The organism is Hymenobacter sediminicola (assembly GCF_014250515.1).
GTDB lineage: Bacteria > Bacteroidota > Bacteroidia > Cytophagales > Hymenobacteraceae > Hymenobacter > Hymenobacter sediminicola.
Map to the genome: position 1 here is coordinate 1,191,024 of NZ_CP060202.1, position 12,603 is coordinate 1,203,626.

At 59.8% G+C, this 12,603-nt stretch carries 12 protein-coding genes; 7 read left to right on the forward strand and 5 right to left on the reverse strand.

The window, feature by feature from the left end; genetic code table 11:
• The first annotated feature begins 165 nt into the window (after positions 1 to 165).
• Together H4317_RS05120 and H4317_RS05125 are read left to right on the forward strand one after the other, a co-directional pair.
• Positions 166 to 927, forward strand: a complete 762-nt coding sequence (locus tag H4317_RS05120; RefSeq protein ID WP_185889073.1) for a CPBP family intramembrane glutamic endopeptidase — start codon at positions 166 to 168, stop codon at positions 925 to 927.
• A gap of 150 nt (positions 928 to 1,077) precedes the next feature.
• A complete protein-coding gene (locus H4317_RS05125; RefSeq protein ID WP_185889074.1) occupies positions 1,078 to 1,824 on the forward strand; it encodes a J domain-containing protein in 747 nt (248 codons plus the stop codon).
• Between the two features lie 74 nt (positions 1,825 to 1,898).
• Here H4317_RS05125 and H4317_RS05130 read toward each other — a convergent pair whose 3' ends face one another.
• Positions 1,899 to 2,690, reverse strand: coding sequence for an SDR family NAD(P)-dependent oxidoreductase (locus H4317_RS05130; RefSeq protein ID WP_185889075.1), 792 nt, complete (start codon positions 2,688 to 2,690; stop codon positions 1,899 to 1,901).
• A gap of 145 nt (positions 2,691 to 2,835) precedes the next feature.
• Between H4317_RS05130 and H4317_RS05135 the strand changes: the two genes are divergently transcribed.
• Together H4317_RS05135 and H4317_RS05140 are read left to right on the forward strand one after the other, a co-directional pair.
• Positions 2,836 to 3,324 (forward strand): ankyrin repeat domain-containing protein, encoded by a 489-nt coding sequence (locus H4317_RS05135; protein ID WP_185889076.1) that lies wholly within the window; start codon positions 2,836 to 2,838, stop codon positions 3,322 to 3,324.
• Between the two features lie 74 nt (positions 3,325 to 3,398).
• Complete coding sequence (locus tag H4317_RS05140) at positions 3,399 to 3,809, forward strand: DoxX family protein (protein ID WP_185889077.1); 411 nt, start codon at positions 3,399 to 3,401, stop codon at positions 3,807 to 3,809.
• A 49-nt stretch (positions 3,810 to 3,858) separates the two neighbouring features.
• On the opposite strand, the gene H4317_RS05145 is transcribed toward H4317_RS05140, so the two are convergent.
• The 4 genes from H4317_RS05145 to H4317_RS05160 all read right to left on the reverse strand — a co-directional run bounded on the left by H4317_RS05145 (position 3,859) and on the right by H4317_RS05160 (position 9,096).
• A complete protein-coding gene (locus H4317_RS05145; protein ID WP_185889078.1) occupies positions 3,859 to 4,296 on the reverse strand; it encodes a hypothetical protein in 438 nt (145 codons plus the stop codon).
• A 34-nt stretch (positions 4,297 to 4,330) separates the two neighbouring features.
• The gene (locus H4317_RS05150) at positions 4,331 to 5,053 is read right to left on the reverse strand and encodes a hypothetical protein (protein WP_185889079.1); all 723 of its coding nucleotides are present in this window, start codon (positions 5,051 to 5,053) and stop codon (positions 4,331 to 4,333) included.
• Between the two features lie 34 nt (positions 5,054 to 5,087).
• Positions 5,088 to 7,211, reverse strand: coding sequence for a methylmalonyl-CoA mutase (gene scpA / locus H4317_RS05155; protein ID WP_185889080.1), 2,124 nt, complete (start codon positions 7,209 to 7,211; stop codon positions 5,088 to 5,090).
• Positions 7,212 to 7,314: 103 nt separating this feature from the next.
• Complete coding sequence (locus H4317_RS05160) at positions 7,315 to 9,096, reverse strand: methylmalonyl-CoA mutase family protein (protein ID WP_185889081.1); 1,782 nt, start codon at positions 9,094 to 9,096, stop codon at positions 7,315 to 7,317.
• A gap of 221 nt (positions 9,097 to 9,317) precedes the next feature.
• Here H4317_RS05160 and H4317_RS05165 point away from each other — a divergent pair, with 221 nt between their 5' ends.
• From H4317_RS05165 to H4317_RS05175, 3 genes are all read left to right on the forward strand, one after another.
• On the forward strand, positions 9,318 to 10,553 hold the full coding sequence (locus H4317_RS05165; protein WP_185889082.1) for an outer membrane beta-barrel protein: 1,236 nt from the start codon (positions 9,318 to 9,320) through the stop codon (positions 10,551 to 10,553).
• 174 nt (positions 10,554 to 10,727) lie between these two features.
• Positions 10,728 to 11,489, forward strand: coding sequence for a 5'-nucleotidase C-terminal domain-containing protein (locus H4317_RS05170; protein WP_260625826.1), 762 nt, complete (start codon positions 10,728 to 10,730; stop codon positions 11,487 to 11,489).
• A 93-nt stretch (positions 11,490 to 11,582) separates the two neighbouring features.
• Entirely contained in the window at positions 11,583 to 12,509 is a 927-nt protein-coding gene (locus H4317_RS05175; RefSeq protein ID WP_185889083.1) for a bifunctional metallophosphatase/5'-nucleotidase, read from the forward strand.
• The last annotated feature ends 94 nt before the right edge of the window (positions 12,510 to 12,603 follow it).

The window sequence follows — 12,603 nt, forward strand, 5'->3', positions numbered from 1 at the left end:
ACGGAAATGCCACGCCCGGGATATAGCCCGACGGAGCCTCAGTGCTCAGCCCATGCCCAAATCAGGGTACTTCATGGTCTTTTGGCGGCGCTTCGGCAGATTCCGGTTTCAACTGGCGGGGTGAGCGGGCACTTTTGGGGAGTTCTTCCGCTTTTCCTCCGCACCATGAAAAAGCCCGCTGTGGTTGCCGCCGTTACCCTTGCTACATTCCTGCTGGCCGTATATGGTCCGCGCTTCATCAATCCGCTGCTGGGCGTAGTGCCGGGGCAGTTGGCCCCGGTAGCCTACTCGCTGTATATGGCGCTGTGGTGGCTGGGGCTCCCTATGCTGGCATTGGCGGGCCTCTATGGCTTCCGGCGGGTGCTGCCAGAGTTGGGCTGGAAAGCTTCGGTAGGCACTGGTCTGCTGATGGGGCTGGTCTGCACGCTGCCTATGCTGCTGGGGTATATGGCGCTGTTTCCGGTAACGACGCTGGCCGGGCCGGTGGTGGCGGGCAATCTGGTGCGGGGCGCTTTGTGGGCGGGCTTGGGCGAAGAAACGCTGTTTCGGGGCTTCCTGTTTGGGCAGCTCTACCGGAAAGTAAGGTTCCCGTGGCTGCTCACCATCCTCATCGAGTCGGGCATTTTCGCTACGGGCCACCTCTACCAAAGCCACGACTTGGCCTCGGCGGCCGGTGTGCTGGCCGTCACGTTCAGCGGCGGGGTATGGTTCGGCTGGCTCTACAAAAGCTGGAACAACCTGTGGGTACCCGTTTTCCTGCACGTCTTCATGAATGCTTGGTGGATGCTGTTTGAAGTGTCGGACACGGCGTTGGGCAATGTGTGGGCCAATGTGTTCCGGGTGCTCACCATTGGGCTTTCCGTGGCGTTTACGCTCTGGTACCAGCGCCACCGGCAGCCTGCACCGGCCGCGCTGGCACTAGCCTGAGGCTGCACGCCCGTTGCTACCGAAAAAGCGCCGTCCCGGTAGTGGGCGGCGCTTTTTTCGCTGAATAACGGCCGCACAATAAAGCACCGCAGTTCTGGTTTGTTATGTGCTTAGTTCGAGTATTTTGCACCTGATCTAGCTGACCCGGATATGCAGAACTATTACCGCCTGTTGGGAGTGCCGGCCACGGCCTCGGTGGCCGAAATAGAAGCCGCCTACCGCGCCCTGCACGCCCGTATTCACCGCCGCGCGGCCCGCGACCCGGCCCTCAACGAACGGCTGCAGGAAGCCTATGGCAGCCTCCAGATTCTGACCGACCCGCGCCGCCGCTGGGCCTACGACCAGCTCCTGGGCCAGCAGCCGGCTCCGGCCCGGCAACTGTCGGCTATGGAGGCCCTCATGGAGCGCTATGCCCCGGTGGCCCGGTGGCTGAACTGGGCGCTGCTGGCTTTCTGCCTGCTGCTGGCCCTCGACCGGGTGCTGCCCCTGCGTGAGCTGCCGGGCGAGCTGGTACTGAGCCGCCAGCTGGTTTCCATTAGTGCTTCGGCCTCTAATCCGCAGGTGGGCTACGACATTCAAACCCCGCTTACCAAGTTCCGGCTGCACAGTGCCCAAGCGCCCCGCGCCCGCGAAGGCGAGTTTCTGACGGTGTGGCGGACGCCACTGCTGGGTGTGGTGCGGCGTGTCAGTTCGCCCCGCGCCCCGGAGGGCCCGGCGCCGTTCGAGCCGTACGGGACCGGCGTATACGGTGGGGCACTGGCGGCTCTGCCCATCTTGCTGCTGCTGGTGGCAGTGGTGGGCGTGCTGCCCAACCGAGCCCCCGAAACCCGCGTGAACACCGCTGTAGCCGGTAGCCTCCTGCTGGTCCTCACGGTGGTCGTTATGTGGCTATTTTAGATGGTCGGGCTAACAAAAAACGTCCTGCAGCGGTGCCGCTGCAGGACGTTCTGATACTAGGGGGCGGCTTGTTTCTAGCCGATGCTCCGAATCACGCCGCCATCTACCCGCACCGAAGCACCATTGGTGGCAGCGGCCAGCGGGCTGCAGAGGTAGGCTACCATATTGGCAATTTCGTCGGGGGTGATGAAACGCTTGAGCAGCGAGGAGGGGCGGGCGTCACGGAAAAACTCGTGCTCGGCTTCTTCGCGGGTCTTGCCTTCGCCGGCCAGCTGCTTCAAGAACTCCTCTACTCCTTCCGAAGCCGTAGGGCCGGGCAGCACCGAGTTAACGGTAACGCCGGTACCGGCAGTCAGCTCGGCCAGGCCGCGCGCTACGCCCAGCTGTGCGGTTTTGGTGGTGCCGTAGTGTATCATTTCGGCCGGAATCTGCAGGCCCGATTCGCTGGAAATGAACAGGATGCGGCCCCAGTCTTTCTCCAGCATCTGCGGGAAATACTGGCGCGAAAGGCGCACGCCGCTCATCACATTCACCTCAAAAAAGCGCAGCCAGTCTTCGTCGGGAATTTCCGCGAAAGGCTTGGGCTCGAAAATGCCCACGTTGTTGATAAGGATGTCTGCCGTAGGCACTTCCAGTAGTAAGTGCTGTACCTGCTCGGGACGGCCAAAATCTACCGGCACACCGCGCACGGTGGCACCGGGTGTCTGCTGCAGAATGGCGGTACGGGCTTCTGCAATGCGGGCTTCGGTGCGGCCCGTTAGAATCACGTCGGCCCCTTCGGCAGCCAGGCGCTGCGCTATAGCTAAGCCTATGCCAGCCGTGGAGCCCGTTATGAGGGCAGTTTTGCCCGTGAGTTGTAAATCCATGAGAAGAGGATGTGGTTTCAGGAATGTACGTAACCGGCAGCGCAGGGCTTTGTCTGAGTCACCGGCTGTTTTTCTTCCGGGGTGTCGTCCGCAACTTCCACGGGCCTTTCCTGCGTATGCACTCCCAATCCAACTTCTCCCGCTGATGTCTGATTTTACTTCATCCCGCCCCGAAGACCTGCTGTATGATGCCGCCCGCAACGGCGACGTAGCTGCTATAAAGCAACTGCTGGCCGAAGGAGCCGACGTGAATGCGCAGAACGGCCGCGGCTTCACGGCCCTTATTCTGGCTGCCTACGACAATCACCTGGAGGCCACGCAGGTGCTGCTCGAAGCTGGCGCCGACCCTAACGTACACGATGCCAGCGGCAACACGGCCCTGATGGGTGTGGCCTTCAAGGGCTACCCCGACATTGCCCGCCTGCTCATTCAGCACGGTGCCGACCTGAATGCCCGCAACGGCAACGACGGCACGGCCCTCATGTTTGCTACGCTGTTTGGCCGCCACAACATCGTGCCCATCCTGCTCGAAGCCGGCGCTGACACTACCCTGCGCGACGTGCGCGGCCTTTCCGCCCGCGACCTGGCCATTCAGCAGGGCAACGACGAAGCCCTAAAAGTGCTGCCCGAATAGAAGGCAGGCGTAGCTCCCGCTCCGCTACTTGCTTAGCTACCTCTGTCTCCCTTATCATTCTCCTGCTTTTCCTTATGAACGATTCTGTTGCGCGGTTCGCGCCCTATGTATTCGCCCTGCTGCGCGTGGTGGTCGGACTGATGTATGCCCAGCACGGCAGCCAGAAGCTGTTTGGCCTGCCGGATGGCGGCCACCCGGCACCCGAGCTGTTTTCGCTGATGGGGCTGGCCGGCGTGCTGGAGCTGGCCTGCGGCTTGCTGGTGGCAGTGGGCCTGTTCACGCGGCCCGTGGCCTTTCTGGCCAGCGGCACTATGGCCGTGGCATATTTCATGGCGCACGCGCCCAACGGCCCGCTGGCTATCCAGAACCAGGGCGAAACGGCCGTGCTCTACTGCTTCATCTTTTTCTACATCTGGGCGCACGGCGCAGGCATCTGGAGCCTCGACGGGATGCTGCGCCGCAACACCGCAATACCAGCTGTGTAGCACACGCTGCCCCAACAAAAAAGGCCTGCTTGATAGCAGGCCTTTTTTGTTACAAGATAGTCGAGACGTCAAGCGTGGTCTGGTGTACCACAGAACCCGGAAGCTGAGTCCGGCGCAGCAGCCTGGCAATATGTGGCGGCAGTTCTGCGACTGTGAGCGGGTGCAGCGGCCGAGCTACCACGTAGTAGTGCGGGTCGGTGTGCTCGTGGAGGCGGGTTTTGGCGAAGGAGTAGAGGCCCCGGCGGGCATAGCGGACGGCGCCGGGCGAACTGCCAACAGGAGTGTCGGAGGTAGCCTGCGCCCCGCCGGCTGCGGGTTCGGGTAGGGTCAGGAAATACTGGTGCAGCTCCAGCAGCACCTCCTCCGATGCCGCCACCGACGCCGGCAGCACCCCACCGCCGGACGCTACGTGCAGGATATGCCCGTCCGTGTCGGTGGCAAACCAATCAATGTCGGCGTCTTCCTGGTCTTCAGGGGTTATTTGCATGGGAGAGGGAAGAATGTATTTTCAAGTAAAAAAATTAACCGCCGAACTGAAGCTCTGGACTAGGTTCTGACTTTAATACAGCTGGAAGATTTTCTAAGAAATAGTACACCAACCTTGGGTCTCTGAGCAGACCTGGGTTCATATCAAGATGAGCCATTAATTGAGGTGAGATAGTTTCAACACTCATAATGGTTCTGCCATCTATAATAGCCTTTACCAAAATCAAAGCACCTGTACGCAAAACTATTTCATCAACGTTTTGGCAAGCTGCTATTAATTGTGCCGCTGCATTAGATAGTTGTGCAGTCGACTCGGCCACTGGCTTTCCTAAATAATTTGCTTCAAGTGCAGCTTTGCCTTTGTTGTATATCTCGTGTACTTCTCGTTGTGTCTTGGGTCTCTTCGTCCAAAAAATCAGGCTTTGAATAAAAGAGCCCCACACAGGTTCCTCCTCTGACTTATACTCGAAACCACAAACGCTCATGAAAGAGTTTATGCTATCTAGAATGTCTTCTAAAGCACTATTTTCAATAAATTGCTGTGGGATGCTTATGTAAACAAATGATTGTTGCTTCTCAGCACTTCCTTCTACTAGGAAGCCTCTGTCTATACCATTCATGTAGTTTCTAATTATATCATTTTTGTCTGTCTCTCCTTTTGAGTTATATAGTTTTATAGTCCTATTTCCTTTGTCATCTATGTTAAAAGCGGATAATATGCTTTCAATTAAATTCAAGGCTTGTTCTGATTCACTCATATAGAAGAAGGGCTAATTAGATTGTAAGCAAATTTCACTCTCCCAGCTTCTCCAGAATTTCCTGCGCCGCGACGGCAATGACGGTGCCGGGGCCATAGACGCCGGCCACGCCCGCGTTATAGAGAAACTCGTAGTCCTGTGACGGAATGACGCCGCCGGCAATGACGAGGATGTCTTCGCGGCCCAGTTGCTTGAGGTCGGCGAGCAGCTGCGGAATCAGGGTTTTGTGTCCGGCGGCCAGACTGCTGACTCCCACTACGTGCACGTCGTTTTCGGCGGCTTGACGGGCTACTTCGTCGGGGGTCTGGAACAGCGGGGCAATGTCCACGTCGAAGCCGACGTCGGCAAAAGAGGTGGCAATGATTTTCGCACCCCGGTCGTGGCCGTCCTGGCCCATTTTGGCCACCATCATGCGGGGTCGGCGGCCTTCCTTGGCGGCAAAGGCATCGGCAGCGGCGCGGGCCTTGGCAAACTCTTCGTTGTAGTCCATTTCGGCAGAATACACGCCTGAAATGGCGCGGATAGTGGCCTGGTGGCGGCCATATACTTTCTCCAGCGCATCGGATATTTCGCCGAGCGTGGCGCGGTGGCGGGCGGCCACTACGGCCAGCGCCAGCAGATTGTCGGTGCCGGAGCGGGCTGCTTCGGTCAGGGCTTCTAAAGCGGCCTGCACGGCAGCAGTGTCGCGGGTGCTGCGGATGCTGGTGAGGCGCGCAATCTGGGACTCGCGCACAGCGGCGTTGTCGATGTCGAGCACGTCGAGCTGCTGCTCCTCGCTGGGGCGGTATTTATTCACGCCCACAATGATTTCCTTGCCCGAGTCGATGCGGGCCTGCTTGCGGGCGGCGGCTTCCTCGATGCGCATCTTGGGCAGGCCGGTTTCAATGGCTTTGGCCATGCCGCCCAGCTCTTCTACCTCCTGAATGAGCGCCCAGGCCTTGTTGGCCAGCTCATGCGTGAGGGTTTCGACGTAGTAGGAGCCGCCCCAAGGGTCCACGACGCGGGTAATGTCGGTTTCGTGCTGCAGGTAGAGTTGGGTATTGCGGGCAATGCGGGCCGAGAAGTCGGTGGGCAGGGCAATAGCCTCATCCAGGGCGTTGGTGTGCAGGCTCTGGGTGCCCCCGAGGGCGGCGGCCAGCGCCTCAATGCAGGTGCGGGCCACATTGTTGAAGGGGTCCTGCTCGGTGAGCGAGTAGCCGGAGGTCTGGCAGTGGGTGCGCAGGGCTAGGCTCTTGGGGTTCTGGGGCTCGAACTGCTTCAGGACCTTCGCCCACAGCAGGCGGCCGGCCCGGAGCTTGGCAATTTCCATGAAGTGGTTCATGCCGATGGCCCAGAAGAAGGAAAGGCGCGGCGCGAACTGGTCGATGGTCATGCCGGCCGCCAGTCCGGCGCGTACGTACTCCAGGCCGTCGGCAATGGTGTAGGCCAGCTCAATGTCTGCGGTAGCGCCGGCCTCCTGCATGTGGTAGCCGGAGATGCTGATGCTGTTGAACTTGGGCATGTGCTGCGCCGTGTAGGCGAAGATATCCGCAATGATGCGCATGCTCGGGGCGGGCGGGTAGATATAGGTGTTGCGCACCATAAACTCCTTCAGAATGTCGTTCTGAATCGTGCCTGCCAGCTTTTCCGGCGTTACGCCCTGCTCTTCTGCCGCTACGATATAGAAGGCAAGCACCGGCAGCACGGCGCCGTTCATGGTCATAGACACCGACATCTTGTCGAGCGGAATTTCATCGAAGAGAATCTTCATGTCTTCCACTGAGTCGATGGCCACGCCGGCTTTGCCCACGTCGCCTACCACACGGGGGTGGTCGGAATCGTAGCCGCGGTGCGTGGCCAGGTCGAAGGCTACCGACAGACCCTTCTGGCCGCCAGCCAGGTTGCGGCGGTAAAAGGAGTTGGATTCTTCGGCCGTGCTGAAACCCGCGTACTGCCGGATAGTCCAGGGGTTCTGGACGTACATGGTAGGGTAGGGCCCGCGCAGATAGGGTGCCACGCCGGCCCCAAAGCCGAGGTGGTCGAGGTGCTGCACGTCGTGGGCGGTATAGTGGCTTTTAAGCTGGATGCCTTCGGGCGTGACGGTGGCCGCTTCCGGTGCTGCAGGGGTAGCGGGCAGCGGGGCGTCGTTATAGGCTATCTGGGAGAAGTCAGGTTTCATGATGGTGGGGCTAGCTGTCATCCTGAGCATTGTCGGATGAGGGGCGTTCAGGCGTGATAAGGTCCTTCGCTCCGCTCAGGATGACAGAGGGCCTATATAGAACTTACTTTTTTCCCTGCAGGCGCGCCAGCACATCTTCGGTGCTGTAGCCTTGCACGGTAAATTCCTTGAAGCCGAACACGCGCACGGCTTCCTGCATGGTTGCCAGGTCGGCGGTGAGCAGGGCCGGGGGCACGAAGGGCACTTCGTTGGGCAGTTTGTAGAGGTAGCGCGACAGGCGCCCGAACTGCTCGGGCGTGGCGTACATCAGTGTGGCTTCCTCGGAAGAGGAAAACAGCACCGATAATGTGCCTTCCGGATGGGACTCGCGCAGGTCCGGCTGCTCGGCATCAGGCAGCAACCGCAAAAACGACTCTACGATGAGCTGATTGGTGTGTGAGCCCAGCAGCACCACGGCGGCGCGCTTCTTCTTCTTCTCGCGCCGCTCAAAGTGTAGGGTAGTAGCCAAGCGGAGCACTTCGGAGGGGTAGGTGGCTCGGGTAGAGTCGAACTCGCGGCTGCGCAGCAGCTTCTTGGGGTTGAATTCGAACTGCTCCCGCACGTTTTGGAAACGGTTCGTGCCTACCACTACCTGCTCACCGTTGGCAATGCGCCGGAACTGAGCTTGCGCTGCCTGGTGCAGCTCCCGTAGCGCCAGTGGCAACGCCGCCGGGAAGCCGCCTTCTGCTTCCAGCCGCTGAAACAGCGCCCAAGACTCGCGGGCTAGTTGGTCGGTGAGGGTTTCGAGGTAGTAGGAGCCAGCGGCTGGGTCCGCGACGGTGCCGAGGCCGGCTTCTTCACGCAGCAGCACCGAGAGGTTGCGCGCCAGCCGGTCAGAAAAATCGTTGGGTTCCTGAAACAGCGTATCGAAGGGACGTACACTCAACACGTCGGCCCCGCCGAGCACGGCGCTCATGGCTTCGGTGGTTACGCGCAGCAGGTTGGTATGCGAATCGAGCGTGGTCTGGCTCCAAGAGGCAGTTTCGGCTACGATGGGCACTTGGGTTGCTTCGATGGGCAGGCCGTAAGCGTGGCCGAGCGTAGCCCACAGCCGCCGAAGCGCCCGCAGTTTCGCCAGTTCGAAGAAGTAATTGGGGTTGATGGCGGTGTGCACGCGCATAGCCGCTGCCACATCGGCCACGGTCAGGTCGTCGGTGGGCAGTTCGCTGAGATAGGTAGCGGCTGTGGCCAGCGCGAAGGCTATCTGCTGCGAGGCCGTAGCGCCCCGGTTGCCGAAGTAGGCAGCATCCAGCGTCAGGCCCCGAAAGTCGGCCATGCCCCGGGTCAGGCGCAGCACTTCGCGCAATCCGCGTAGCTGGCCCGGCAAATCAGGCATATGGCAGGTAACGGGGTCGAACTGCAGGAAGCCGCGCAACTCCGATGTGCCGGTGGCTAGCAGGCTCCGCACCAATTCGGTCGGTGCGGCAGTCACGGTGTAGCCGATGAAAGTGTCGGAGAGGGGGAGGTGCTGATGCAGAAACCCAACATCAAACGACGTAGTATCCGCCAGCACAAAGTGGGCGCCTTCCGCCCCACGGGTCAAGGCATCAGCCGCCCTGTGGATGGCCTCGTGCCCATTGCTGAGGGCTGGAACGTGGTAGACAGGCACATTGCGCCAGTGGTTGCCGGTGCCAGCGTGCAGTTGCGGGGCCGGCTGCTCTGCCAGTGCCGACAGAGCTTCACGGTGGTAGAAAGGTTCCAGTGCAAAGCCGTCGGGCGTGTCCCAGCGCAACGTCGCCGGATCGGCGCCTTTTAGGTCCCGCTCGATACGGGCCTGCCAGGCGGCAGTAGTGACGGGTTCAAACTCTGAAAACGTAACGGGCGCGGAACGCGGCGTATCGGACATAGCCTAGGCACTGGTGGGATAGGAAGAAAACAGGCGTGCTAAAGATACCGGATCAGGAGGGAAAGGCGGTACCGAACCCCATAAAGCCGGGCTGATTCCTTTTTCGGCAAGACTAGATGCACTACCGCAGCTATATCCACCAAAAGCAGCCGCCAGGGTTGTGTTGCTACCGGGCCGGCTGGTTACCTTGCGCCTTAGTTTATCCCTTTCTACCACCGTTCGTGCGTACTTTTCTTCGTTTGCTACCAGCCCTTTGCCTGGTCGCCCCGGCCGCGCTGGCCCAGTCTAATTTTAAGCCCGGCTATATTCTGCAGCCCTCCGGCGACACGCTTCGCGGCGAGGTAGACTACCGCAGTGAGCAGCGTAACCGCAAGCTGTGCCGTTTCCGCCCGGCTAGCACTACCACCGTCACGGAATATCAGCCCGAGCAACTGCAAGGCTACGGCTTTAGCGGTGGCCGAAACTACCAGAGCCGCCAGCTGCCAGGCGCTACCGCTGAAAAAGCGTTTCTGCAGGTGCTGGCGCTGGGCAATGCTTCGCTCTACCTAACGGTGCAGGCCGATGACCGGGAAGCGTACTACGCCGGCCGCCAGAACACCGGCCCGTTGCAGCTCCTGGTGCAGCGCGACACAACCATAATGGCTTACAACCAATCTGTGGGCCGCGAAACCAAGACGATGCAACGGCTATATCCGTTTCGTAGCAAACTGGCTGCCCTAATGTCTGATTGCCCGAAAGTGCAGGCCAGCATCGTGAACATGGAGCTGAGGGAGCAGAAGCTACTTCAGCTTTTCTCCGACTACAATACCTGCGCCGGAGGCAGTGTGCAGTACTCCGTACCGGAAACCCGGACTAAAGTGGGCGTCTCTGTGCTGGGAGGCAGCTACCAGTCAACGCTTACGCAGCGGTATGATGAAACGGAAACGGAGCTGAAAGCGGCCCGCAGTTCTATTTTCGGGGTAGGCCTAGTCGTACAGCCCGGCTTTTTTCATCACAAGCTGTCGGCAGTGGTGCAGGCGCTCTACGTGAAACAGGAGTATGAAAAAACGTATCAGGGGTTGGTGAGTGGCGGCCTGCTTGGAGGACAAATGGCACAAAGGCATACCGTTGTCAATATAACTTCTATTAGGCTGCCGCTGCTGGTGCGCTACACATTTCTGCAGGGTGGCGTGCGGCCTTATCTGCAAGCCGGCCTAGTAGGTACTCTACAGACGCAGACTGATGCCCGCGTCGAGACAGAAGTGCCCCGCTTCGGTACCGATACGCGCGAAATTGAGATGCGCACCACTGGCTTCGGTGGCCTGCTGGGAGCAGGTATATCCATTCCAACGGGTAACGTCGGCAGTCTGCAGTTGGAAGCACGCGCCGAATGGTTCGATGGGTCTTCTCAAGCTACCAAAATACTGTCTGGTGCGCGCGGCTTGGGCCTGTTGGCCGGCTACACGTTCGGGAAATAGCGCAAAAACCCTCTAAATCCTGTACTGGCTGCTGCGGGCCGGGCATCGTCAAGGTTTCCGGATTTCCGGAAGCTGGGCGGGGCCCGGCCCGTTCTGCATGGGCTGTGGTGGAGCGGCCTGGCCAAATTGTCAGGCAGGTGGAGTACCTTTGTGGTCCGCTACTCACCTATTCTGATGCAACTCCTTCGTTCCCGGATGGCCGCGCTTAGCCTGCTGGCGGCTGTGGCTCTGTTCCCGGCCTGCCAGCGTGCCACCTATGTTGCCAAGCCTCACTTGGCCCCCGTTACGGCCCAACTGGTAGGCAAAGACTTGGCCGATGATGCCTCAGTTGCGGCCACTATTGCACCCTACCGCCAGCGCGTCACGGAGCAAATGACCGCCGTGCTCGGCACAGCTCCCGTGGCCATCACCAAAAATTCCGGAGAGTCGCCGCTGGCGAATTTTGTGGCCGACCTGCAGCGCAGCCGCGCCAGCCGCGAAACCGGCCAGCCCATCGATTTGGGCGTGATGACCAACGGAGGCCTTCGTGCCCCATTGCCGGCCGGCTCCATCACCATGGGCTCGGTGTTTGAACTGATGCCGTTTGAGAATGAGCTGGTAATATTGGATGTGTCCGGTGCCGTGGTGCAGCAACTCTTCGACTATGCAGCCCGCGTGAAGATGCCGGTTTCGGGAGCTACCTACGTAGCCTCGCCAGAAGGCAAAGCCACTGATATCCGCATCAACGGGCAGCAGTTCAACCCTGCGCAGGACCGAATGTACACCATTGCCATCAGCGACTACCTGGCGGGTGGCGGCGACCAGCTGACGTTCTTCAAAAGCATCAAGCCCCGCAGTACCGGTGTACTGCTACGCAACGCCATTGCCGACCACATCAGGGAGCTGACTGCGGCTGGCCGGCCCGTGGAGGCGAAGGTAGATGGGCGCGTAAAGTAGCCTGACAGAGCCGCTGAACAATCAGATTTTCAGTTAGCTTGTTCTGTTACTGCCGCTTTATTCACAGTTACTCACTTAGCTACTTTCAACGAAGTGAATCGTCGCGACTTCATCAAACACACTGGCGTAGGAGCCGCTGGCCTGGGTATTCTGGGCCTCGGGAGCCTGCCCGCCGCCGCCGAAGCAAAAGCCGACCGGCTCGTGATTCTGCATACCAACGACATGCATTCCCGCATCGAGCCATTTCCGGACAATGCGGCGCAATGGGCTGGGTTGGGTGGCATGGCACACCGTGCAGCCCTCATCAAGCAGATTCGGGCACAGGAACCGCACGTGCTGCTCCTCGATTCCGGTGATATCTGGCAGGGCACGCCCTACTTCAATTTCTTCATGGGCGAGCTGGAATACAAGCTCATGACCCAGATGGCGTACGATGCCAGCACCCTCGGCAACCACGACTTCGACAATGGTTTGGAGGGTCTGCAGAAGCAGCTTCCTCACGCCGGCTTCCCTTTCCTGATTGCCAACTACGATTTTTCGGACACCATTCTGGCTGGCAAGTTTCAGCCGTATAAGGTGTTTGAGAAAGCCGGGCACCGCATCGGCGTGTTTGGCATCGGCATCGAAATGGCCGGGTTGGTATCCGACAAAAACTTCGGCGCTACCAAATACCTAGACCCCATCATGGTTGCCAAAAATATGGTGGCTAAGCTGCGCGGTCCGGAAAAGTGCGACCTGGTCATCTGCCTTTCGCACCTGGGCTACAAATACGAAAGCACCAAGCTCGACGACTTTAAGCTGGCCGCCGGCGCCCCCGGCATCGACCTGATACTGGGCGGGCATACGCATACGTTCCTGCCGAAGCCGGATGTGGTGGCGGGCTCGAACGGTCATCAGACCCTCATCAACCAAGTGGGCTGGTCGGGTATCAACCTCGGCCGTCTCGACTACTCATTTGAACGCGGCACCCGCCGTCCGAGCGTGGCGGCGGCTTCGGTGGTGCCTGTTCGGGTAGCCTGATAAAAGCGGGACAAATACAAGGGGCAAAACGGTTTTTTCTCTCCTGACTTTTCCACATTTTTGTCTCCCTTTGGAAAAAACGGGCCCTGCTAGG